Genomic DNA, 24,238 nt, shown 5'->3' on the forward strand with positions numbered 1-24,238 from the left:
CTTTGCACTCCTCATCGAAAGACAGTATCATTTCCAGTAATTCGCTTTAGAAATCTGTCGAGTTCATCTATAGTCGGTAAATTTTCGATATCCCCCTCAGCCATAACAGCCATTGCGCCCATTGCATTTCCTTTCAATACACTGTCTCTCAAACTATCATTATGCAACGTGCTGTAAATCATACCAGCGGCAAAGGCATCGCCTGCTCCTATCGCATCCACCTCTTCTACTTCAAATGCTTCGACAAATCCACTCTCTTCTGGACTGAAAAAATAAGTACCTCTAGTGCCATCTTTTAAAATAATAAAAGCCTTTATTTCACTAGCCAGTTTATCGAGAATAACTTTCGGATCGGTAGATGTAATATTGAATAGAAATTGCGCTTCATGCACATTGGGCATAAAATAATCACAATGCATGACTAATTCTTTTAATTTTGCTATTTGGTCGTCACTTGATAACAACTTCATACGAATATTTGGATCAAAAAATATGCGCATCTGGTGTTTTTTTGCTAATCGTACACATTCCATACAGGTTTCATAAGCACTTTCACTCAACAATGGCGTAATTCCAGTAATATGCAAAATTTTCGCTTGTATGAACAATGACTCATCAATTTGTGTCTTATGAATTTGTGCAAAAGCAGAGTTTTGTCTGTAATAGTAAACGTTTGTCATCTCTACATTTCGATTTTCCTTCAACATAAGGCCTGTCGGGGCTTTCGTCGTAAATTTAACATTTGATATATCAACGGAATGCCCTTTCATAAATGCATAAATCGCATGCCCTAATTCATCGTCTCCTAGCTGACTAATCCATGACACTTGAACTTTCAAATTAGATAAAGCTATCGCTACGTTGGACTCTGCTCCAGCAAAGCTTCTTTTATAGCTAGAGGCATAACGCATTTTCCCTCTTTGGCTAGCAGTAAAAACTGCCATTGTCTCCCCTAATGTAATGACCTCCAAACCGTTCTCCCCTATTCGTATTGTGAAGTATATAATCTCGTGCTTAATCCACCATCTAAGACGATATTTGCACCGGTCATTTGCTTTGCCAGTGAAGAAGATAAGTAGACACACATATTGCCTACTTCCTCTGGATTACCAATCCTTCTTGTTGCATGCAATCCATTAATATGTTCTTGTACAACATCTGGTTGTTCAAATTGTGTAAGCCAAGTTCTATGATGATGTGTATCCATAAATCCTGGGGAAATCGCATTTACCCTTATTCCCTTATCACCTAAGCTTAATGCCAAACTTTTCGTGAAACCAATGACACCTGATTTTGCGGCAGCATACATCTCTGTATTTGGTAAAGTAGCTAGTACATGATTTGAAGCAATATTGATGATTGCCCCATTCTTTCTTTTCACCATTTCCTTACCGACTGCTTTCGATAATAAGAAAACACTTCTTAAATCCGTGTTCATGATTTTATCCCAATCTTCTAATGTGCAATCAAATATCGATTTAAATATGGTAATACCTGCATTGTTCACTAATGTATCTATTTTCCCGAATTCTTCAATTACTTGTTCCACTAATTGATCGATTTGAGATGCATTTGTTACATCTGTTTGTATAAACTTTGCTCGGTATCCAGCGCTCAATAGTTCTTGCTCAAGCGCCATACCTAACTGCTCCTGCAGTTCAGCAATAATAACAATCGCTTCCCTTTTCGCATATTCCCATGCAATGCCTCTGCCAATTCCTTGCCCTGAACCTGTCACGATAACTACTTGACCTCTTATATCCATTAAAAAGCACCTCACTTAGAACTTAATTAATTAATTTTATTAAGAATATACTATAACGTTATTGAACAATCAAACACAATATTGCATTTGTTTGAAATATTATTAAATTTCAGTTAATTAATTGACTACTATTTTTTATTTTGCTACATTCTATTTAAATAAAGTTAATTAATTAAATTTATTTAAGAGAATCAATTTATAACTTGTTCAATGGTAAGAAAGATAATATTTTCAGTTGTAAGCATACAGTTTATTTCTAATATTTTAGCGGGAACTATTAAAGAATAAGGAGCGAAAATGATGAATTCAAAAAAATTATTATCTTATAAAGGGAAACAACTATTTTTAAATGAACAGCCAATACAATTAATCTCAGGAGCGATTCATTACTTCAGATCAATGCCTGAAGATTGGGTTGATTATTTAACAAAACTGAAGGCTTGTGGATTTAATACTGTAGAAACCTATTTACCTTGGAATTTGCATGAACCTGAAGAAGGTGTCTATAACTTTGAAGGTTTAGCAAATGTAGAAAAGTTTTTTGAAATTGCTCATTCATTAGGGCTTTATGTCATTGCTCGACCTAGTCCTTATATTTGTGCTGAATGGGAATTTGGCGGCTTACCTTATTGGCTATTAAAAGATCACAACATTAATATTCGAACGTATGATAAGAAGTTTATAGAAAAAATAGATGCCTATTATGATGTATTAATCCCTAAATTAGTTCCTTTCCTCTCTACTAATGGAGGGCCAATTATTGCAGTACAAATCGAAAATGAATACGGTAGTTTCGGCAACGATAAACAATATTTAAATTACTTAAAAGATGCACTTCAACAAAGAAACGTAGATGTACTACTGTTTACAAGTGATGGACCTACAGATTGGATGCTTACTGGCGGTACGGTTCAAGATGTTTTACCAACTGTCAACTTCGGTTCACGCCAGGCAGAATCTTTTGAGGTGTTAGAAAAACATGCTGGTTCGGTACCACATATTGTCATGGAATATTGGAATGGTTGGTTTGATCATTGGAATAATGGCCATCATACACGCAATGTAGATGAAGCCGTAGATATCTTTAAAGAAATGTTATATAACGGCGCTTCTGTGAACTTTTACATGTTCCATGGTGGGACGAATTTTGGATTTTACAATGGCGCAAATTGCGGCGAAAAATACAATCCAACAATTACAAGCTATGACTATGATGCCCCACTTACTGAAGCAGGAGATATCACCGAAAAATATTTAAAATTAAAAAATGTCATTGAAGAATATACAGGTATAGATGCTGGACCAGTACCAGATAACTCGAGGAAAATGGCTTATGGTACAGTACAACTTTCTCAAAGCACGCAACTATTCGATGCCTTAAATCAACTTAGTACCCCAATCCGAAGCCCACAGCCATTAACAATGGAAAAGGCAAATCTGGATTACGGCTTTATTTTATATCGAACGATTTTGCCAAAAAATATGGGTGCTGGATCGATTCGTATAGACAATGTGGCAGACCGTGCACATATTTTTATTAACCAAGAATTCAAAGGCATCATTGCTCGCTGGGATCAACAAGAAATCGATATTCATGTAGGAGAGAATGATGTACAATTAGATATATTAGTAGAAAATTTAGGACGGGTAAATTACGGCGAAAAAATGTTTGATCCAAAAGGCATTGTTAAAGGGGTTCGCTTTAAAGGGCAGTTTATTTTCGATTGGGAAATTTATACGTTACCATTAACAAATATAGAGCAGCTTTCATTCAATCCGCTACAGCCGGTTCGCAAAAATGAACCTACTTTTTATAAAGGTACTTTGACACTTAATGAAGTAGCCGATACTTTTATTGAGGTGCCTTCAGGTGGAAAAGGCGTTATCTTTATCAACGGGTTTAATATAGGTCGCTATTGGTCTGTTGGTCCGCAAGAAACGTATTATGTACCAAGTAGCATTTTGCGTAAAGGAACAAATGAAGTCATTGTTTTTGAGCTAGACGCTGAAGAATTACAAACTGTGCAATTTACAGATATTCATCGCCTTGGATAACAAATAGTAGGAGGAAATATTTTGAGACTAGGTACATTTGAATGGATGAAATCAGTGAATCGATCCATTATTATTAATAAAATCAGAATAAACGCACCTATATCTAGAGCTCAAATTGCCAAAGAAACCAAAATCACTCCTCCAACAGTAAGTAGCAATGTAAAAGAATTAATAGCATTAGGCATTGTCGAAGAAACAGATTTTGGCACTTCAAGTGGTGGTCGCAAACCGAAAATGCTTATGCTAACTAATAATAAATATTTTGTAGTAGGCGTAGATGCCGGTTCGCAAAATATTCAAGCTAGTTTGTCGAACTTAAATGGGGAAATTTTGTATCGCTCCCACTACTCACTAGAGGGAGTCAATACTAACGAATTGTTTATTGAAGCTCTTACGACAAGCATCGATACTATCTCATCATTTCTAAAACCTAATCAAGACATTTTAGGCATCGGAATCGCTATGCATGGTGTGGTAAATCCTATCGAAGGGGAGGCCATTTTTGCCCCCAATTTAGGATTAACAAACATCTCGATTAAAGAAAGGCTATCTGAGCATTTTCAAGTGCCAATCCATGTAGAAAATGATGCAAGAGCAATGGCAATGGGTGAGGTTTGGTTTGACAAAACTAACGCTCCTCAATCATTAGTTACCCTCAATATCGGACGTGGTGTCGGCGCTGGGATCATTGTTGATGGGAAGCTTTTTTATGGCAAAGATTACTTAGCTGGTGAAATTGGTCATATGACGATTGATATGAATGGCGATATATGTGACTGTGGGAATCGTGGATGTTTACAAACGTTAACTTCCGGAAAAACAATTGTTTCTAAAGCAAAGGCACGAATCCCCTCCATTCATTTTGAACGGTTTAATGACCAAATTACAGGAGACACGGTATTTCAGCTCGCCTGCTCTGGAAATGAGGAGGCCATTAAAATCTTTCACGAAATTGGACATGCGATTGGTATTGGGCTCATTAATCTCATTCATTTGTTCAATCCCGAACGTATTGTCTTAGGCGGAAGAGTGATGGATGCCTCACAATACTTACTACCGATCGTAAAGCAAATCATTCAAGAAAAAGGGCTAACAGGGAAAGCCAAAAATAGTCATGTTGAAATTTCTAGATGGGGCCATGATGCTACATTAAAAGGAGCTATTGCCATAGTACTTTCCCATGTCTTTAACGATGTTGCAGAGGATGAACTCACTTACGAATGATATATGTTTGAGTAAAAACTAAGATAAATCCTCACTTGGATGTTTAGGAAAAGGCCACCCCCTTCCTAAACATCCATTTTTCGTGTTGCCATAATTATTGCGACTTTGCGCATTGTGACTGTCGCTGCGCTTTCGTTATATCAAAAGCGCATGACTCTCCGTGCTCATATCGATTGACCCCTTATGTTAGGGGGTTAGTAACGTATATCCCATCCATTCAACTAATTTATATACATTGCATAAAATAGATTTGAATGATTAAAAAAAGGATGATGAATATTAAAACTTTGGTAATTTGGCAGCTTATTGTGGCAAGAACTTGTCGCCTAACGAATGCTGAAGAAACAACCAATGACTTGGATATTGATCGTTGGGAGAATGATGGCGGCAGGTAAAATCAAAGTCACATTCTTGTAATATGTTTTCGATTAATAAAATCAATAATTGTATTTTAATAAAAGGAAACACCTTCGACAGAGTATCTTGCTGAAGGTGTTTCCTTTTATTTCATTGTTATCGTGACATATTAATTTTTTTAAATCTTACAAAGTCTGAAATAATTTTGCTGTTCGTTTATTAAATTCCTCTATATTTAGTGAAGCATCAATCGCTTCTCGAACTTTTCTTTCTTCCTCGGCAAATAACTTTGCGAAACGTGTTGCCTCAGCTATTGAAGCTTTATATTTAGCAACAATTTCTTTAATATTATTTTCTTCTGCTTCTGTTGGATGGCAATGCTTGGCGATATCAAAAATCTCATCGCCAGAACGGCTTTTATCCGGGAAGTAAACATGTGGCTCTGTGCTATCAAATATACAAAACTTTAATTCAGGCAAAATTACCATATCAATTGAATTGGAGTCTAACCCACACCACACGAGCTGTACGTCGTATCCCCGCTGCAAAGCGTCGTTCGCCAATTTTTTCATCATCGAAGACTTTCCTGTACCTGGATAGCCCTTGATGAACAATCGTTTTTCAAGATTTTGCGTGATGCTTTGAACTGTATCACGAGCCCCTGCTGGTGTTAATGTTCCAAGTAGGCGATGTGTTAACTTTGCGGACTTCTCTAATTGGTTCTCTCCAAAAAGCTGCTTTGTTAAATCAGCAAACTGTTGATTTAATCCATTCCAATCCATACTTTTTCTCGTCTCTACTTCCCAATCATCGTGAATGTGAATGGCATTTGAAAGTGAGTCAAAGCATTTATCATAATATACTTGCTTTAATTCGGTTATGGAGTGCATCGGCATATTTGAAGAAACCTTTTGCTCATCCAAACAATCATATAGAGAAATGACAATATCCCGATCACCAGTAATTAATGGTTCAATCGCTGGATTTGATGCAGCAAGAAATAAAATTGCAAAAGGTGCTTTTACAAATGTCGCTTCAATTGAATGTTCAAACAAAGGGTCATGAAAATATTCGATTTCTGCACCTTGATCATGATAGTAGGTGCCTAGTTTTTGGAGTAGCTCAGAAATTTTAAATCCATGTGCACCTTTAAGAAAATACACGGTTTTCGCTTCATTCATAACTTCCTTATAGACATTTTTTATACCCTGCCCAGTCATTGCCTGCCCAAAGAAATGGGTAATTGTACTACTCAAAACGTCATCCTTCCATCACCTTATTATTCTTATTTTTATGTTAATAACCTAAAAAAGGTACCGTACCATGCCAACCCTTTACAGTGTGCGTGCACATGGAAATATATAGATGTGAGTAGGTTTAATGGAATCGTTTTTAAATTTCACCTAAAGCGCTCTTTGCTTTAAATAAACATGCTACAAACATTACAATTGTTTTTCAGCGCATTGTTTCAATGCCTTCATTTGTTTTTCTAAACCTTTTTTCATAAATACACGAAAAAGGATACTTAATATCTTTCCTGAAACAGTTTTAGCTGTCACTTCTTCTGTAATAGAAAGAATACTGGAATTAGGGCTAACTTCTTGAAGGTTATATGCAACATTGATTAAGAAAGAAGGATGATTCATTTGAATACTTAATTTATTATTTTTATTGAACTCAGTAACTTGTCCTTCATACTCTTGAATACGATTCCCTTCCCTTAGTTTTTGTTTAAACTTAACACCAACTGGATTACTACTATCAAACTTCGTTAAATACTCAGTTCCTTCTAATCCTGTCATCCATTCTTTTTGTTTATCATTATCTTCTAAGTAAGAGAAAACTACCTCAATAGGGGCTTGAATCTCCATCTGACTTGTAATTAACAATGTTTTGTACCTCCAATTATTAGCATTAGTTATTATTTATTAACTTTTATCCTCATGTAATTACCGCGCATATGTGCTTTTCATCAATGAATTGCATGGCTTACCCTAGCAAAAGTTGCTCTAATTATTTCCTGATCATGCCAATCTTTTCATGACCCAACCTTAGTTGAAATTAGGATAAAGTGGTTCTTCAACTAACTCCCCCATCTCAAGAATGCTACACTGGTTAGTCCGATTATACACTCGCTTAAAAACCTACCTTATAAAATTTATTTTACCAGACGGGTCTAATTGTCAATTATGATTTACATTCATTTTCTTTATGAATATGATAAATCTTCTTTTATCATTTGAATTCGTTCATTGACGATGTATTTCATCCAACGTGTCTCAATCTCATTTCGTAGGTTCAAACTGTGTAAGTTTTAGTTATAATGGTTACAGATGGAGGTTTTATTTATGACACAAAAAGATGAACAATTTATGGATATAGCTATTAAATTGGCTTTAAAATCTAGAGAAGATGGTAATGAACCCTTCGGAGCTATTTTAGTAAAAAATAACGAAATTGTAATGTATGGTGAAAATAAAATAAATAGTAATTGTGATCCTACACATCATGCTGAAATTGGACTTATACGCAATTATTGCTCTGAGAACAATGTTTTTGATCTTAATGAATATACCTTATACACTAGCTGTGAACCTTGCGTAATGTGTACAGGGGCTATGGTATGGTCAAATTTAGGGAAAATCGTTTACAGTGTTTCACATGATCAACTAGCAGAAATTGCAGGCAGTAATATAATGATTTCATGTAAAGAAGTTATCGAAAAAAGTCCAAATAAGCCGATCTTAGTTGAACAGGTTTTAAATGCTGAAGGGCTAAAAGTATTCGAAGGATATACATTTACTCACTAATTTTATAAGTTACTTCAATATTTATCCATGGTATTTATGAATATCATGGATATTTTTGTCCGCTTTTCAAAGTAAGTGTCAAGTGAGACCTAAAGACTCCCTTTCTTTTATTAAACTAAACATTCCCCATTGTTCAATTACTTCAACAAAAAAATGATTTCTACCGTAAGCCCGAAATACAAAAAGTGCTGAAGTTAAGCAGAATTTCTGCTAGCTTCAGCACTTTTTATTGGGTTTCTTCAAGTAGTTTTCTTATTTAAAAGATAGAAATAATTTTATCTAGTATTCCAGTAATATCAAGGAATACGATGATAATTACTAATGGAATAATATATCTCATGATAAAGAACCAAATGTTAAATGCAGTAGCACCCAAACTAGAGTGCTGTAATACTTCTTCACGCAATTTACTTTTCTCAATCTTAAGTGGTACGAAAATAGAGATTAAAAAGACGCCAAGTGGCATTAATATATTACTAACTAAATAATCTGCGGAATCAAATATGTTCTTTGAGAAGATGGTAATATCATCAAGAACACTATATGATAATGCAGATGGAACTCCAACTGCGAATATTAAAACACCGACAATATATGCATATTTTGTTCTCTTCTCTTCTTTTCCTTTAACTAAAGAAGCTACAATAATTTCTAACATAGAAAATGCCGAAGTTAATGTGGCAAATAAAAATAAAGCTAAAAATCCTAATAAAAATGCTTCTCCAAAGATGATTTGATCAAACACAGCAGGCAATACAACAAATAGTAAACCAGGTCCTTCAGCAGGTTCTAAACCTAATGAAAATACAGCCGGGAAGATTGCTAAACCTGCTAATAAAGCGATAAATAAATTCATTGAAACAATTGAAATAGCCGGTTGAATTAAACTTTCTTTTTTTGAAAGATACGAACTATAAGTAACCATTACTGATACACCGACGCTTAGGGAGAAGAAAGCCTGTCCCATTGCATACAGAATACTTTCAGATGTGATACTTGCGAAATCAGGTGCTAAGAAGAATTTCACACCTTCCATAGCATTATCGAGTGTAAGTGAACGAATGATAAGTACAAAAAATAGGATAAATAAGGCGGGCATCAAAATTTTACTTACTTTTTCAATTCCATTTTGAATCCCTTTTGCTACAACTACAACTGTGAAGGCTAAGAATGCAAATTGAGCTCCGATAACTAACATGGGATTTCCAATCGTGTCGTTAAAGACAGATGCATAATCTGCGCCTTCACTAATAATTCCACCTAACAAACCTTTTGCAAAATAGATAACAATCCAGCCACCAATTACACTATAAAAGGACAATAGAAGGAAACATGTGAATACCCCTAACTTGCCGATCCAATGCCAATTAGTATTTGGAGCTATAGTACGATATGCACTTACTGCTTCCTTTCCCGTGCTTCTACCAATGACAAACTCTGCTAATAACAGCGGAAAACCTATGAATAATGAAAATAGGATAAACAGTAGAAAAAATGCTCCCCCTCCACTTATGCCAGTTACATAAGGCAGCTTCCAAATTGCGCCTACTCCAATAGCTGATCCTGCTGCTGATAAAATAAAACCAATCTTAGATGACCATTGCTCTGATGCTTTAATACTTACCAATCCAATCTATATATATTATGAATATTCCTTTAGAAAACTAAGAAAAAGACAAAAAAGCCACGTCTCTATCTTTAACGATAGGGACGTGGCTGTTCACGCGGTACCACCCTAATTGGAAATAATTCTAGTTTCCCACTTACTTGGTAAAATAACGGTTTAATCCGTTTTTATACTTTCTTCACTATGATGAAGTATAAAAAAAGCTCTAAGAATGAAATTCACCAAAATCTATGTATCAGTTTCCACCAACCACTGATTCTCTGTCAACAGGGAGACCCGGCTTAATATGTTCTTGTCATCGCTCATTTGCTATTTAGAATATTAAACGAAATTATAGTATGAGAACACATTACGGTCAAGAGTTTTTTCAGAGTTTTACTATTAGTGTGGACGTTATAGTCCATTTTCTAACTTTGAAGACATACTTCTACCGTTACTAACGTATGTCATAAATCCTCAAGAATGTTACAAAAACACAATGTCTTCTTTTTGAAGTAACCTGCCCCATAAGTTAATTCATTTCAAAAAAGAAGACAACACCCCATTAGAGTAATTGTCTTCTAAACGATTAGTTATCTTCTTTTAAAATGAGTTAAGCCACCGCTTTGCAATATGCGGAGTGCATGTGGCAACACATTGTTGCTAGTGGGTTTTTAAAAAATGCTTGGTTCTTTTTAATCACTGAGCAAATACCTACATACCCGTCACTTAACAAGGAATTTTCTTGGCGATTCGGCAGTGGCTGCTATCCTCTTACATAAATACTATTTTGGGCAAACATCCATCCCAAGCTTTTGCATTGAGAATAAACTGGTTATTATGTCTAATTTCAAAAGGAGGAAATCTTAACTTATGCGAAATATGGAACAAATGCCTTTCTATGGCCAGAATCCTAGGGGTCTTGATAATTGTATTTTTCGTTTCACGTATATGTGGCTTAGAAACGGAGACAATTTTTGGTTCTTTTTGACGACTGTTGGACACGAAAGAGTTTATGGCTATAGGTTTTTCGGCGGAAGATGGAATCAATATTCAATAGCTTTAAGAGATATTGTTTCCTTCCACTGCTCTCCCCCGACTCCAACTCCATATTAAAAACTGCACCTGACCTTTGTAAACTTATCATTCGATCTCACTTTAAACACGTCCGGGCTTTCATAATTAAAGATCGTTTTTTTGAATCTAATACAGTAAACACAGGATGTCCTACACCAGGGTGTTCCCTTCCATCTTGTATAAAACGTTAATCATTTCCCTTAACGTTTTTTATACTGAAACTAGACTGAATACCATACGAATATAAGTTTAATCCTCCACAACTTGATTTGTATTATAAAAATATGCTTTTACTTTCCTCTACAAACTGGCCCTTTGGCCACTGTTACAACTACTAAAACCCACAATGGATAATTTTCCACTGTGGGTTATTTCTTATCATTTTTAATATCACGAATAATCCATTGTGCCGCCTCTTTTAAATTTGGGAACACTGCATCTGCTAATGGATCGCTCTCACCAATAAAAACGGTTCTTGTACCTGCTTTTTTACCTGCCTGAATATCCGTATAAGTATCTCCAACCATATATGATTTTTCAAGATCAATTTTGTATTTTTCTCCTAAGTCTAAAATCATTTTGCTATTTGGTTTTCTACATTCACACCCAGCCTTTGGTTTATGAGGACAATAGGCAACCTCATGAATCGTTGCTCCTTTTTTTTCTAATTCAACCACCATATAGTCATGAATTTTATTTAACTGCTTTTCCTTCATATAACCTAATCCAATTCCACCTTGATTTGTTACGACAAACACATAATCAAAATACTCATTTAAACTTTTAATTGCTTCTTCTACACCAGGTAAAAAATAAAATTGATTCGGCTCGTTTACAAATTTCACTCGATCAGTTAGTACTTCATTTATTACTCCATCTCGATCTAAAAAAACTGCCCTTTTCATCCAATCACACCTTTAATTTTTAACATTACTTTTATTATGTTAAAAATTATCGGCTTTAATCAGTCTTATTTCGGATGTCTAATAATTTCCATAATGAAATCCATCAGCTAAAAAAAATAATTTAAAATCTTTTTGCGCCCTATTGTTGAAGATCACAAAAGATAAAAAGTGACGACTGCATACATACGTTTTAATGAAATAAACTAAGCTAATAAAGAACAACTGACTTTGTGCTTTGTTAGTTTAGTTTGACTCTTCTATAGGAGTTGGATAACTACTGAATATAAGGTAAGAATTATTAAGAAAAGAAGGAGAGATACGATGTTCGATCAAGTTGCGTATTTTATTTTAAAAGCCCTGGTAATTCTAACGGTTTTGGTTGTTGTGGTTGGAATCCCTCTTGGGGATACACTGTTTAGAAAAAAATGAGATTGCTTCCAAATGGATGCAGTTTTTGATTTTACATCTTGCTTCGTTTCTATAATAGATTTAGGGATTGGTGAAAAATAGTGAACCATATTGAAGTAAAGCGTCCGATTGTTGTATAACGGGTGGCATCAAATTTATGCATTTACAAGGTTAAGGAAGAAAAACGTGTCCAAACATCGCTTTGGGGACATTTTCAACTTTAATTTATGGCAAAATAATACAAAAATTAATGAGGTATTAACGTTTAAAGAAGGGGGATATTATGAAGAAAAAGGAAAAATTAAAAATATGTTAATAATTTTAATTATATTACTGCTAATTGCTGGATTAATATTATTTTTTTTAGGACATTATAGTATATCTTTTATTTTACTCGGGATTTTTGTAATAATTATAACTGCTATTAGTAATTGGTTACAAATGGAAAATGAAGTTTACATTCACGAAAAAAGCTATAAGAATCATAATAAGTGATAACTATAGTGAACAGTTATTAGAGAAACGACGACCCTAAAGCTCTATATATTATGGATAAACAAACTAACAAAGCTGATGCAGCCAATAAGGATTATTACAATTGATAAAGTTTTGTTTTCATGATTTCCACAACACCTAAATATAAAGGTTCTTTATTGATACTCTATTTTCAAGATTAACTAAAATGACCGTTAGCCATCCATGAAGCGCAAAACCAGCGCTACACCACAGAGAATAAAAGATTATTACGTTCTTTCATGGGAGTTGAAGTAGAAAAAGGCTCTACTCCTTATTGAAGTAAAGCCCGTTAGTAAAAAACTCACTTTAAAAATGACTTGTAAAAATACTCCATTACTAGTAGGAGTAGCGTCAGGAAAATGCGGATTTACAACGTTAAGAAAATTTAATGTGAAAAAGCCGGATTCCAATGGCAATGGAATCCAGCTTTCATTACGGCTTTTAATAAAACTCGTTATTCAACTATCGCGTGTTCATTAGCTTAAGGCACTTCCGCGATATGAGCAAACGAGGTCATCATTTACTTTTATTTAAAGGAACGACCAATTCTAATTCCTTTATTTCTTTGCTAAAACCTTCACTATTTTGTCGACTTGGCTTAAGTGTAAATGATTTTGGTATTGTATCCATTGGAGGTAAAGTCAGTACCATATGATGACCATAGTTCCCAAAAACCATGCCTGCTTGTAGTTTCTCTTTATCATATACCTGACCATTATCATCAACTACAGAGAAATCAAACCATGGCCAAGTATCGTTTTTATCCATTTCAACAGGGTAATCAATCGTTAGGTCTATTCTGGTTGATAGAGGGGAAAAGGTTACTTTGTCCGCTGTTAACTTATAAACATCATCAACCGTTTTAGTTGTAACCTTTGGATAAAACTCAAACACATCGCCTTTTATTTTTTTAAGTGGGAAAGCCACCTTCAACTTGCCCTCATAGCCAAATAAGTTTTCTCCATGGACCTCAATCTCAATGTTATCGCCAAATTCATTATATTTAGAGAAGGTAAATTGATGATGTTCAATTATTGTTTTCGAGTTTATGTCGTCCTGACCTGTTGAACCAATTACTGGTTTAATTTCTTGTTGTCCATTAATTGTTATATAGCTAAAGCCGGCCTTTTCTTCTTCCATCGAAAGTTCTTTTTGACCTGTGTAAACTACTGTTACGATTAACCGGTTGCCATCATAAGCTGCTTCTTTTACAGTCATTGTTAAGCCGTTTTTACTATCTTGTTTATCAATTACTGTCGTAAGTTGATCGTGTTCAATTTTCTCTGAGGCAATGTCTCTAAAATCCTTATAAATTGGACCAATCAGGGGGATATTTGATAATGCTTCTGCCATGCCTGTTGAAACAAATCCAGAACCAAGCAAAGATATACATAACCCACATGCAACCAAGACTGACCGTTTTGTGGTTTTTCCTACTTTTCTTTTTTTCTTAGCTTGAAAGATAGCCGCCTTCTCCCTAGCCATTACCTTTTCAATTGGTACATTTATGTTGTCGATAGATCGATTGAATTTGTCTTTATTCATAAAGATAGCCCTCCTTTAAAATGGGTCTTAGCTCTTTTTTCGCCCGATTTAAGTGTGATTTCACGGTTCCTTCCGGGTAATTCATGATGGTGGCAATTTCTTTAATGGACAAATCGTGATAATACCTCAACAAAATAATGGTCTTAACAGTAGGATTTAAAAATTTAAAGGCCTCTGATAAATCCATCGAATGCATGATAAAATCAACATTTTCAGAAGCGATTAATTCAGTAAAGATTTCCTCATTATCTGTAGTAAAATAGCGGGACTCTTTCCGAATAAAATCAATCGATTTAAAAACTAAAATTTTTGTAATCCAACTTGAAAAACTTTCAGGCTTTTTTAATGTCTTTATTGAAATATAGGCTGTATAAATTGTTTCTTGATAGACATCAAGAGCATCTTGTTCATTTCTAACGTATGCATAGGCTGTTCGGTACAGCTTTTGTCGAACAGAACCAATCAGTTGTTCAAATGATTCATCATCACCCTTTTTTGCCTTTTTCACTAATTTTGCTATATCCATTTTAGTTCTCCTCTCCGTTACACAATAAAGTCGAATGAGGAAGTAAATCGGTTGCAAAACAATTAAATGCATTAAAATTGTTACACATTGTATTTCAATGGCATGATTCATACCTTGATGCTTATCTGTATATTTTTTAACTCTTCCTCGATATTTCCCCTTTTGCTTGGCCATTTTAATTGTAGCTTTGAAATAAAGTTTGAGCAAAACACCTCGTAAATCCTTATTTTACGATAAATAAGAAGAATCCATTTTGAAAAAAAGTTTCATCAAAATGGATTCTTCTTTAGCAGTTTTAAGTTTGTTTTTTATAGAAAAGTTTGTTCATTTTCTTCCTGTGTTACTCCACAATCGCGTCCGATTGTTGAAGTTCGTTATGTTGCTGTCGGAAAGTAAAGTCACCTTTTTTAGTAGCAGAAGTTTTTCTAAAAGAATTAGAAGTCACAGGAAAACGATATAAAAAATCGTAGCAATTTTTGAAAAAGCACCAGTAAATTAAGTAAAAATAGATTGAGAGTATTGGCTTTCTGGTGGTTTTGCTTTAAATTTCCCTGTAATTGATGAAACTTTTACCAATTTAAAGCTACTACTACCGTGAACCACATATTAAGGAGAGATTTTATGAACATGAAAAAATATGCACCTGCAGCAGCAATGACAGCTTTATTATTTGGAAGTGTACTAGTACCAGTCGCTTCAGCAAATGAAAATCCTACAAAAACAGAACAAAACATTCCTCAAATTCAAATCGATCCTGTTCACATTTTCAACAATACGCACGGAACAGTTGAGAATATCAAAAATGGTGAAAATATTAAATATTACACTGTAAAAGATGGTGATCAAACGAACATTTTAGAGATATCAAAAGATACACTAGTGTTCGATAATACAGGTAAGAAAGCAGAGCTTAAAAATGGGGATAAAATAGTAGCTTATACATTTGCAAACAAGCCGCAAACATTAATTTATCCACCAAAATTCAATCCTGACGTTGTCATTGTTGAAACAGAGGAAGCTGGATTAGTTGAAGTTGATTACTTCTATGAAAACTTAACAAATACTTATGATATTTTAAAATTAAACATAAGTGAAAAAACTGAGCTTCTAAACTCCAAGGGGGAGAAAGTTACAGCTAAAGATTTAGCAGAGAAGCACTTAGTTGTTTTTTATACAACCTCAATAGAAAGTGTCTCTGCTCAAACAACACCTTCAAAGGTGATCATTCTTGATGAGTCTGAAAATACCATTGCAGCAGAAATTGAAGCCATAATCGCGGCTGATTTTTATGAGGTAGATGGAACAAAGATGGTTCCGTTACGCTTGATTGCCGAAAAACTGGGCTATAAAGTTGAGGCGATAGATAAAGGTGCCATTGTATCAAAAGAAAATTTATCTTACACTATTACACGCGGAGAAAAAATATTTGGTTTTAACAAAGCATTACGTCCACTTCCTGTAGCACCTGTATTGTTAGAAGCAAATAAAACATATGTCCCCGTTGAATTTGTTGAAGAATACTTAAAATAAGATGGGAAGGGGCCATCCCAAGGATGTTTCTCCATTAAATATCCATAACACAAAGTGCCGAAATGTTGATTTAAAAGTGTTTCGGCACTTTTTGCTATATATATAATAGGGTGAAAAATTAGGCTCTGGGTTCGTAAATAATTGTAATTAAACCAATTATAGAAAACGTCTTTTCTTCGTGATTTTTGAGAAGGTGTGCTATATTCATAGTGTCAGGAGTGAGTTGATGAAAAAGTTTTTAACAATTACCGCAATATTTTTTGTTTTACTTGGAGCAGCTGGCTATGCTGTGTGGCATTTTGGGACAAATATCGCTTCCGAAAAAATAATCGAAAAAGCGGAATCTACTTTAAATGATGAGAATCTGGAAGAAGTAAAATCCTATATCGAGAACGATTCGAAGGTTCAAGAAATTGTGAGCGAGGCAGCAACTACAAATCCAGATACTCTTCCCTTCCAAACTAAGGAAGAAGCGACACGTGTGTTAATAAAAAAAGTGGGCGTTAATCGTTTACTAGATATTCAGGAACAAGCGCAAAACGGTTCAATTAATAAGGATGAAGTATTATCCGAAATTGAAGGTAAACTGACTGAAGATGAAATTTCTGCTTTAAAATATGTTTTATATAAGGAATTGTATAAATAAAACTAACCATTTAAAAGTTTAAAAAGCAGAGAGCTGAGATTCACATAATAGGTACCTGTAGTTTGGACACTTGAATAAGAGTGTTTTAACTGCAGGTATTTTTTTATCTACTAGATATTCAAGATTAAAAGACAGACTAGAGCCTAATAAGACGAGAGTATAGCACAATCATTCATATTAAATCTTTCATATACTTTCTTGAAAGGATGATGTATATGGGAATAACACCGTATATGATTGATTTAGGTACACTTGGGGGAACATTCAGTTCTGCTAATTTTATAAATGAACGTGGACAGATTGTGGGACTTTCGACTACGGCTAATGATTTGGAATTCCACCCTTTCCTATGGCAAAATGGCGTGATGACCGATCTCGGTACGTTTGGTGGATTCTTTAGTCAAGCTCTTGGTATAAATGAACATGGACAGATTGTAGGAGGTTCGGATACGGCTAATGGGGAAGATCGGGCTTTCCTATGGCAAAACGGTGTGATGACCAATCTCGGTACGCTTGGGGGAAGCTTTAGTCAAGCTAATAGTATTAATAACTGTGGACAGATTGTGGGAGGATCGAATACGGCTAATGAGGAAACTCATGCTTGCCTATGGCAAAACGGTGTGATGACCGATCTTGGTACGCTCGGGGGAACATTCAGTTTTGCTACTAGTATAAATGAACGTGGACAGATTACGGGATCTTCGGATTCGGCTAATGGAGAAAGACACGCTTTCCTATTGCAAAACGGTGTGATGACTGATCTCAGTACGCTTGGTGGGAGCGAGAGTTTTGCTGCGAGTATAAATGAACATGGACAGATTGTGGGACTTTCAAATGCTGCTAATGGGGAATTCCATGCTTTCCTATGGCAAAACGGTGTGATGACCGATCTCGGTACGCTTGGGGGAACATTCAGTTTTGCTCTTGGTATTAATAACCGGGGACAGATTGTGGGATCTTCGGAGACGGCTAATGGGGAAGAACACGCTTTCCTATGGCAAAAAGGTGTGATGACCGATCTCGGTACGCTCGGAGGAACATCCAGTTTTGCTTCTGAGATTAATAACCGTAAACAGATTGTGGGAGATTCGGGAACGGCTAATGGGGAAGTTCATGCTTTCCTATGGAAATAGCAGATTCCCTCATTCGCTTTAAAATTTTTTCAAAGTACCCCTAAACTCTGCTTAACTCTGTTCAACAAAACATTGCTTTTTTTCTCTATTTATTACTACTCCGTTAGTTCAATAACTTCAACAAAAATACCTTTAATCCTTTTAAAAAGCCAAGAAAAAAAGAACGAATTCCACCATCGGATATTCGTTCTTTTTTCATTATACTAATTCCAATCACGCAACCGCTTCACAATGCCATGAATGCTGAGCGTGAACAATTTAGATGTAATAGAGTCACATTAAACTGCCTGTCGCAATTCTTTCAGCAAGAATTATCCGAGCTGAAACCGTCACTTCTGTTCAGTGGTTAGGAATTTCTTTTATGATTATAGACACCACAAGAATCCTTTATCTCCGTATATTACCGTTTATTTAACAATTACATATCTATACTGTTACATTGCACTATTAACACGAAAAGAGGGTATATAATAGCAGCATATTTCTTTTAGAGGTGTATATTGATGAAGAAAAAACGGATAACGTGGGTGGATATTACGAAAGGGTTCTTAATGATCCTTGTCATCATCGGGCATTATCCAGGAGAGCTCGACTTTCCACTCGCGAAATATATCTATTGGTTTCATATGCCTGCATTTTTCATATTAAGCGGTTTGTTTTTTAAGCCGGTTTTAGATAAAAAGGATATAAAGCTTACGATTCACAAGCGTTTCATGCAATTAATCTTCCCTTACCTATTTTTCCTTGCTAGTATTACACTAGTTCGTTATGGAATGGAGCTTTTTTCAGGCAATTGGGATTTAGAATGGTATCTTAATGACATATGGACACTTGCCATAGGGGGGCGTTTTATTCGCGGAGCATATGGTGTTTTCTGGTTTGTGACGACATTATTCTTCACATACTTATTATTCATGTGGTTGACGACCTACTTCAATCGGATGAAACAGTTTATAATTCTAGGACTCTTTTATGCTATCGCACATTTTGAGAGCATCATCGCTATGAATGTCATCGGCGGCAAGCCCTCCGAAGCAGCGCAATCGATTCCAATGATTTGGAACATCGATGTTGCGCTGATGGCAATCGTCTATTTTGCAATCGGGTATTATTTCAAAAATCTGTGGATGGATATTTCAAAACGATGGATGAGTACGGCCGTGTTCCTGAGTGCGACGGCGGTATTGCTTGATAGCTTCAATATCATCGATTATCGACTGAGTATGAAGTTCTTACGGTATGACCATCTTATATTGGATTTGGTCATTCCTTTATCATTTACAATCGTATTAGTAGGATGCTTCCAGTTGCTCGCAGCAAAACTGTCGCTCAACTGGCTGCAGAAAATAGAAAATCACTCGCTTTCCATTATGTATTTGCATATATTTGCAGATATTATTTTAAATGATTATTTCACGTACGGGCTTATTGGTTACACAACGATTGGAATATTCATTCCTATTATTGTTTCAATTTTAATAAAAAAATTGCTACCGAACGGGACAATTCTGCTTGGCGGGTTTTCAATCAAGAAAGAAAAGACACCTATTCCGACGTAAAAAAATGCTGGACCTCATCTGTGAGGTTCAGCTTTTTATATACTTGATTTTATTTTGAGCGAAGCCTATCGACCCAAACTTCATACCCTTTCCCATTTAGATGAAGCCCATCACCTGTGAACTGCTTATCCAGTTGCCCGTTTTTATCGATAAAGCTCGAATGCAGATCGATATACTCAATTCCCTTATCATACGCAATCTGTTGCAAAATAATATTAAATCGCATCACTTTGTCATTTGTCACTTCATTTCCGAATAACCCGTTATTCACAGGTAGGATTGATTGAATAGCAAGCTTTGTATCTTTTCCTTCAAACGAATGCACGATTTTCTCTACGTTACTTTTAAATACTTCGGCTTCTGTTCCATAACGGATATCATTGACACCAATCATCAAATACGCCTCTTTCGGGTTGCGGTCCACTACTTCCTGTATCCGATTCAATACACCTTCTGCCCCATCATTCCGGATTCCTCGATTCAGCACAACTTCACCGGGAAAGTATTCTTGGAATTCTCCGTAATCGGAAATACTGTCACCAATGAACACTTTATCTATATTACTAATTGACGAATGTTCAAAGATGCTTTTTTTCGTAAAGTAATAGGCGGAATCCTTCTTGGGAGATGGTGTTGACTGCAGTTTTGTTTTAACAAATTCAAATCCGCCGATATTTTTCACCACATAGCTTCCTGTTCCTAATAACAGTACATTTAATAGTAATGAAATTATAAATATAATATAACTCTTTTCCAACATAAACACTCCTATTTCTAACTTGGCTCTGGGATGTTATTCCCGCTGAGCAGCCGAACAAAATGCAAAGTTCGCTACGTCCTGTTGCAATGCCTTATTTCCACGCCTCCTGCAGAACCCAATCAATCGGGCTTTTACTGGCAGTTGCTCCCCGTATTGACGCAATGCTCTATGTATAATTTGGGGCTTTATCGAAGCGATATACGCTTCGTTATTAGCGGCATGCCTCGAAATACCCGAATCAACCGATTTCACTTGTCATGGCAGCAGCATATCATTTACTACCCTCTTAAGATTGAACTGTAACATGGCGTATCTTTTCGAACTTAAGCATTTGTCTACATGAAACTCTATGTACTAAAATTACAATATCAATTTTAGCCCGCTTCATCCAAATTATAAAAGTAAAAACAGACGGCCAATTAGAGGTGCATTACCGCACTTCTAAACCGTCTGCTTTTTATGTTTTAACAAATATTAAGTTAGATATACCAAAGACACATCCGTATAAAGCGTACGTTAATAAACTCACCTAAATAAGGATTAGTCAGCTAATTCAAGCCACGCAACCGCTTCACAATGCGTCGTATGCGGGAACATATCTACCGGCTGTACTTCCTGCGTCTTATACCCACCATCTTCTAAAATACGAAGATCACGTGCTAGTGTGGCTGGGTTACACGAAACATAAACAACACGTTTTGGTTTTTGCTCGATAATTGTGTATAGTAGTGCTTCATCGCAGCCTTTACGCGGTGGGTCTACTACTAATACGTCGGCAACTTTACCTTCTTTGTACCAGCGTGGAATGACTTCTTCGGCAGGGCCTGCTTCGAAATACGTGTTCGTGAAGCCGTTTAGCTCGGCATTGCGTTTTGCATCTTCAATAGCTTGCTCTACAATTTCAACACCCATAACATGACCGGCTTTTTGTGCTAAAAATAGCGAAATGGAGCCGATACCACAGTACGCATCAATAACACGCTCATTGCCTTCAAGCTGTGCATAGTCTAGTGCTTGCTTGTAGAGCACCTCTGTTTGAATTGGGTTTACTTGATAGAACGAACGCGCTGAAATTTCGAAGCGTACGTTGCCGATTGTGTCTTCAATCGTATCTTTGCCCCATAGTGTGAACGTGTCATTACCGAAAATGACATTCGTTTTTTCGCCGTTTACGTTTTGTACAATCGACGTCACGTTTGGTACAAGTTCACGGATTTTAGCGACGACTTCCTCTTTTTGTGGGAATTTTTTTGATTTCGTGACAAGTACGATCATTACTTCGCCTGTTGCGCGACCTTTACGCACAACAACATGACGTAGCATTCCTTGGTGAGAAGCTTCGTCGTATGGACGTACCCCTAATACCATGAGTTCACGTTTTAATTCAGCCATCACCGTATCAGCTTCACCATTTTGGATTAGGCAGCGCTCCATGTTGACGATGCTATGCGATTTCGTTTTGTAGAAGCCCGCAACAATTTCGCCTGTTTCTGATTGCGCAAATGGGATTTGAGATTTGTTGCGGTAATGCCATGGCTCGTCCATTCCTTTTACTGGATGAACCGGTGCATCAATTTTCCCTAAGCGCTTCATCACATTTTCGACCATTGATTGCTTCCATTTTAATTGTCCCTCATATGAAAGGTGCTGTAATTGGCAGCCACCACACTGTGCAAAATAGTCGCATGGTGCATCTACGCGATCTGGTGATTTCGTTAAAATTTCAATAATTTTTGCAAAGCCGTAATTTTTCAATGTTTTCAAAACATGCACTTCAATTGTTTCGCCAGGAAGTGCCCCTTGAATGAATAATGGATAACCGTCGATTTTTGCAACGCCATTGCCATCATGTGTTAAATCTTCTATATAAACCGTTGTACGATCATTCTTTTTAATCGGTGCCGTCATATCAGTTCGTCCTCTCATTTCAATCTCTCTATTGTACCATGTCGCTCTAAAAATGCACTTCTAGAAATTCCATCATTTAATTCTAATAATTTTGCCTATTATAGTTTGTGTGGTATTTACTTCCTAATGCTACTATAATTTATAATTACTAATTAAGTTAAAATTTTTCAAAAAGGAGACTTACAGTATGTCTGTTCGAATGAAATTGAATTTAGGGTTTCTAACAATTGGAATGCTCATGTTAGCTTCCGTTATTTTTGCAGCTGTTCAATTTTTCCGCATTGGCAACGAAGTATCAAATGCGGTAGATGTACAAATGGCACAAATTCAGCGTATTAATGATATTCAACAAAATCTACTATTACAAAGTAATTCTGCGCGCGCTTACACGGTTGATCCGTCTCAAAAAAATTTAGAAGCCGTTACTACATATTCGAATAATCTTACCGAACTGATTGCTGAGGTAGAAAAACAAAATACCTTAAAGGATGCAACTACGCTCATTTTGAATTTACAAAATCAGCTTGCACTCATTAACGAGCAAATTTCGAAAATGACAGCTGCGGTTCAAAATCGTGACGTATCAGCAGCACTAACCATCGTTAATGGTGATTATAATTACACAAGCTCCTTCACCCATGAATTGACCGAAAAAATTGAGGTGCTTGAAAATACACAGCTCGATACAATGGCAAACGATACAAAAACACAAATTAATATTTCAACTATTGTCACTGTTGTCTTTATTTTCATTACGATTATTGTCGTAGCCAGTTATATGCTCTATACAAAGCGCGGCATTACAAAACCACTTCAAATCATTTCAAAGGATTTAGAGCAAATGGCAGACGGAAATATTAAAATTGACCATAGACCCTTTAAATCTAATGATGAAATTGGAAAGCTTTCACGTGCATTTATCACTTTGCAGCACAACTTTGAAGAACTACTATCAAATATTCAACACAACTCTGATGAACTCACAAAATCCTCAGAGCAGTTGACACATAATAGTCATGTCATTTCAAAAGAAACCGCTCAAATTCAGCAGCTTATCATGCACACTACCCAAACCTCTGAAACGATGGCTATTGGAGCAAATGAAGGTGCCGATGCAGTAGATGAAACTTCTCAAGGAATCAGTGAAATTGCGCGTGCTACACAGGAATTGTATAGCGGTGCAATGACCTTAACAGAGGCCGCAACAGCAGGTGTAGCGATTGTTGATGATGCAAACAGTCAAATGGCAACAATGCACGAATCAACGCAAAATATTTCAAAATTAACACAAGTCTTAATCGAGCAATCCGAGCAAATTAGCGCCATCACAAAAGCGATTACCGACATTGCCGATCAAACAAATTTACTAGCATTAAATGCCTCAATTGAAGCAGCGCGTGCTGGTGAGCATGGGAAAGGCTTTGCGGTCGTAGCCGATGAAGTACGCTTACTAGCCGAACAATCCAAAAAATCTGCCGAACAAATTGTTGGTCTCACGAGTACCATTCAAGCAAACTCACAAAACGTGAGCAGCGCCGTGGAAAGTAGCCTGCAATGCGCAGAGCAAAGTGTATCCGTTATTAATCGTGCTGGTCAGGCATTCCATGAAATTTCTAATTATATTGGAGAAATGTCACAGCAGGTTGAACAAATTTCGGCAACATCCCAAGAAATTTCGGCAAGTGCCGAAGAAGCTGCTGCTACTGTTATGGAAATTTCACACGGTACGGAACAAACAGCAAATAACGTAGAACAAATTGCTAATGCAACAACTGAACAGGCTGCTGTTATCCAACAAGTCGATGCATTATCTGAACGTCTTGCTGCTCAAGCATTGGAATTACGAAAAAGCCTTCATAAGTTTAAAATATAAAAAACAAGCCTTCTTTCAATGTGATTTAACAAATG

Annotated in this window: 19 protein-coding genes and 1 other annotated feature; of the genes, 9 read left to right on the forward strand and 10 right to left on the reverse strand. The window is 36.0% G+C overall.

Features of this window, described 5'->3' with window-relative positions:
• Window positions 1-11: 11 nt before the first annotated feature.
• Window positions 12-971, reverse strand: coding sequence for a sugar kinase (locus O7776_RS17490; RefSeq protein WP_274308211.1), 960 nt, complete (start codon window positions 969-971; stop codon window positions 12-14).
• A gap of 11 nt (window positions 972-982) precedes the next feature.
• Window positions 983-1,765 carry an SDR family NAD(P)-dependent oxidoreductase gene (locus O7776_RS17495; protein ID WP_274308212.1) on the reverse strand — a complete coding sequence of 261 codons (783 nt, stop codon included), beginning with the start codon at window positions 1,763-1,765 and terminating at the stop codon, window positions 983-985.
• 300 nt (window positions 1,766-2,065) lie between these two features.
• On the opposite strand from O7776_RS17495, the gene O7776_RS17500 reads away from it, so the two are divergent.
• Together O7776_RS17500 and O7776_RS17505 are read left to right on the forward strand one after the other, a co-directional pair.
• On the forward strand, window positions 2,066-3,820 hold the full coding sequence (locus O7776_RS17500) for a glycoside hydrolase family 35 protein (protein ID WP_274308213.1): 1,755 nt from the start codon (window positions 2,066-2,068) through the stop codon (window positions 3,818-3,820).
• Window positions 3,821-3,841: 21 nt separating this feature from the next.
• Window positions 3,842-5,044 carry an ROK family transcriptional regulator gene (locus O7776_RS17505; protein ID WP_274308214.1) on the forward strand — a complete coding sequence of 401 codons (1,203 nt, stop codon included), beginning with the start codon at window positions 3,842-3,844 and terminating at the stop codon, window positions 5,042-5,044.
• A 542-nt stretch (window positions 5,045-5,586) separates the two neighbouring features.
• On the opposite strand, the gene O7776_RS17510 is transcribed toward O7776_RS17505, so the two are convergent.
• Together O7776_RS17510 and O7776_RS17515 are read right to left on the reverse strand one after the other, a co-directional pair.
• Window positions 5,587-6,657, reverse strand: coding sequence for a nucleotide kinase (locus tag O7776_RS17510; RefSeq protein WP_274308215.1), 1,071 nt, complete (start codon window positions 6,655-6,657; stop codon window positions 5,587-5,589).
• Between the two features lie 186 nt (window positions 6,658-6,843).
• The gene (locus tag O7776_RS17515) at window positions 6,844-7,290 is read right to left on the reverse strand and encodes an SRPBCC family protein (protein ID WP_274308216.1); all 447 of its coding nucleotides are present in this window, start codon (window positions 7,288-7,290) and stop codon (window positions 6,844-6,846) included.
• 459 nt (window positions 7,291-7,749) lie between these two features.
• Between O7776_RS17515 and O7776_RS17520 the strand changes: the two genes are divergently transcribed.
• Window positions 7,750-8,211, forward strand: coding sequence for a nucleoside deaminase (locus O7776_RS17520; protein WP_274308217.1), 462 nt, complete (start codon window positions 7,750-7,752; stop codon window positions 8,209-8,211).
• Window positions 8,212-8,467: 256 nt separating this feature from the next.
• Here O7776_RS17520 and O7776_RS17525 read toward each other — a convergent pair whose 3' ends face one another.
• Both O7776_RS17525 and O7776_RS17530 read right to left on the reverse strand, forming a co-directional pair.
• Window positions 8,468-9,829, reverse strand: a complete 1,362-nt coding sequence (locus tag O7776_RS17525; protein ID WP_274310538.1) for a sodium-dependent transporter — start codon at window positions 9,827-9,829, stop codon at window positions 8,468-8,470.
• Between the two features lie 85 nt (window positions 9,830-9,914).
• Window positions 9,915-10,146 (reverse strand) — a binding site (T-box leader).
• A 1,116-nt stretch (window positions 10,147-11,262) separates the two neighbouring features.
• Window positions 11,263-11,799 carry a D-glycero-alpha-D-manno-heptose-1,7-bisphosphate 7-phosphatase gene (locus O7776_RS17530; RefSeq protein ID WP_274308218.1) on the reverse strand — a complete coding sequence of 179 codons (537 nt, stop codon included), beginning with the start codon at window positions 11,797-11,799 and terminating at the stop codon, window positions 11,263-11,265.
• Window positions 11,800-12,393: 594 nt separating this feature from the next.
• On the opposite strand from O7776_RS17530, the gene O7776_RS17535 reads away from it, so the two are divergent.
• Entirely contained in the window at window positions 12,394-12,702 is a 309-nt protein-coding gene (locus O7776_RS17535; RefSeq protein WP_274308219.1) for a hypothetical protein, read from the forward strand.
• Window positions 12,703-13,239: 537 nt separating this feature from the next.
• Here O7776_RS17535 and O7776_RS17540 read toward each other — a convergent pair.
• Together O7776_RS17540 and O7776_RS17545 are read right to left on the reverse strand one after the other, a co-directional pair.
• Window positions 13,240-14,268, reverse strand: a complete 1,029-nt coding sequence (locus O7776_RS17540; protein WP_274308220.1) for a DUF4179 domain-containing protein — start codon at window positions 14,266-14,268, stop codon at window positions 13,240-13,242.
• Window positions 14,261-14,794 carry a sigma-70 family RNA polymerase sigma factor gene (locus O7776_RS17545; protein WP_274308221.1) on the reverse strand — a complete coding sequence of 178 codons (534 nt, stop codon included), beginning with the start codon at window positions 14,792-14,794 and terminating at the stop codon, window positions 14,261-14,263. The genes O7776_RS17540 and O7776_RS17545 overlap by 8 nt, the downstream gene beginning before the upstream one ends.
• Window positions 14,795-15,415: 621 nt before the next feature.
• On the opposite strand from O7776_RS17545, the gene O7776_RS17550 reads away from it, so the two are divergent.
• From O7776_RS17550 to O7776_RS17565, 4 genes are all read left to right on the forward strand, one after another.
• On the forward strand, window positions 15,416-16,324 hold the full coding sequence (locus O7776_RS17550) for a copper amine oxidase N-terminal domain-containing protein (RefSeq protein ID WP_274308222.1): 909 nt from the start codon (window positions 15,416-15,418) through the stop codon (window positions 16,322-16,324).
• Window positions 16,325-16,550: 226 nt separating this feature from the next.
• Window positions 16,551-16,970: a hypothetical protein gene (locus tag O7776_RS17555; RefSeq protein ID WP_274308223.1), complete on the forward strand. Its 420-nt coding sequence runs from the start codon at window positions 16,551-16,553 to the stop codon at window positions 16,968-16,970.
• Window positions 16,971-17,185: 215 nt separating this feature from the next.
• On the forward strand, window positions 17,186-18,103 hold the full coding sequence (locus tag O7776_RS17560) for a hypothetical protein (protein WP_274308224.1): 918 nt from the start codon (window positions 17,186-17,188) through the stop codon (window positions 18,101-18,103).
• Window positions 18,104-18,606: 503 nt separating this feature from the next.
• The gene (locus O7776_RS17565; RefSeq protein ID WP_274308225.1) at window positions 18,607-19,662 is read left to right on the forward strand and encodes an acyltransferase family protein; all 1,056 of its coding nucleotides are present in this window, start codon (window positions 18,607-18,609) and stop codon (window positions 19,660-19,662) included.
• Between the two features lie 49 nt (window positions 19,663-19,711).
• On the opposite strand, the gene O7776_RS17570 is transcribed toward O7776_RS17565, so the two are convergent.
• Both O7776_RS17570 and rlmD read right to left on the reverse strand, forming a co-directional pair.
• Window positions 19,712-20,422, reverse strand: a complete 711-nt coding sequence (locus tag O7776_RS17570; RefSeq protein ID WP_274308226.1) for a GDSL-type esterase/lipase family protein — start codon at window positions 20,420-20,422, stop codon at window positions 19,712-19,714.
• A 540-nt stretch (window positions 20,423-20,962) separates the two neighbouring features.
• On the reverse strand, window positions 20,963-22,330 hold the full coding sequence (gene rlmD / locus O7776_RS17575; RefSeq protein ID WP_274310539.1) for a 23S rRNA (uracil(1939)-C(5))-methyltransferase RlmD: 1,368 nt from the start codon (window positions 22,328-22,330) through the stop codon (window positions 20,963-20,965).
• Window positions 22,331-22,517: 187 nt separating this feature from the next.
• Here rlmD and O7776_RS17580 point away from each other — a divergent pair, with 187 nt between their 5' ends.
• Window positions 22,518-24,203, forward strand: a complete 1,686-nt coding sequence (locus O7776_RS17580; protein ID WP_274308227.1) for a methyl-accepting chemotaxis protein — start codon at window positions 22,518-22,520, stop codon at window positions 24,201-24,203.
• Window positions 24,204-24,238: the final 35 nt, after the last annotated feature.

It is taken from the genome of Solibacillus daqui (assembly GCF_028747805.1).
GTDB lineage: Bacteria > Bacillota > Bacilli > Bacillales_A > Planococcaceae > Solibacillus > Solibacillus daqui.

What these genes read in the sequence shown, in the direction of transcription:
- O7776_RS17495 (WP_274308212.1), bottom strand. Translation starts at nt 1,765, where the DNA reads ATGGATATAAGAGGTCAAGTAGTTATCGTGACAGGTTCAGGGCAAGGA.
- O7776_RS17565 (WP_274308225.1), top strand. Translation starts at nt 18,607, where the DNA reads ATGAAGAAAAAACGGATAACGTGGGTGGATATTACGAAAGGGTTCTTA.
- O7776_RS17580 (WP_274308227.1), top strand. Translation starts at nt 22,518, where the DNA reads ATGTCTGTTCGAATGAAATTGAATTTAGGGTTTCTAACAATTGGAATG.
- O7776_RS17550 (WP_274308222.1), top strand. Translation starts at nt 15,416, where the DNA reads ATGAACATGAAAAAATATGCACCTGCAGCAGCAATGACAGCTTTATTA.
- O7776_RS17500 (WP_274308213.1), top strand. Translation starts at nt 2,066, where the DNA reads ATGAATTCAAAAAAATTATTATCTTATAAAGGGAAACAACTATTTTTA.
- O7776_RS17555 (WP_274308223.1), top strand. Translation starts at nt 16,551, where the DNA reads ATGAAAAAGTTTTTAACAATTACCGCAATATTTTTTGTTTTACTTGGA.
- rlmD (WP_274310539.1), bottom strand. Translation starts at nt 22,330, where the DNA reads ATGACGGCACCGATTAAAAAGAATGATCGTACAACGGTTTATATAGAA.
- O7776_RS17560 (WP_274308224.1), top strand. Translation starts at nt 17,186, where the DNA reads ATGGGAATAACACCGTATATGATTGATTTAGGTACACTTGGGGGAACA.
- O7776_RS17545 (WP_274308221.1), bottom strand. Translation starts at nt 14,794, where the DNA reads ATGGATATAGCAAAATTAGTGAAAAAGGCAAAAAAGGGTGATGATGAA.
- O7776_RS17530 (WP_274308218.1), bottom strand. Translation starts at nt 11,799, where the DNA reads ATGAAAAGGGCAGTTTTTTTAGATCGAGATGGAGTAATAAATGAAGTA.
- O7776_RS17540 (WP_274308220.1), bottom strand. Translation starts at nt 14,268, where the DNA reads ATGAATAAAGACAAATTCAATCGATCTATCGACAACATAAATGTACCA.
- O7776_RS17570 (WP_274308226.1), bottom strand. Translation starts at nt 20,422, where the DNA reads ATGTTGGAAAAGAGTTATATTATATTTATAATTTCATTACTATTAAAT.
- O7776_RS17520 (WP_274308217.1), top strand. Translation starts at nt 7,750, where the DNA reads ATGACACAAAAAGATGAACAATTTATGGATATAGCTATTAAATTGGCT.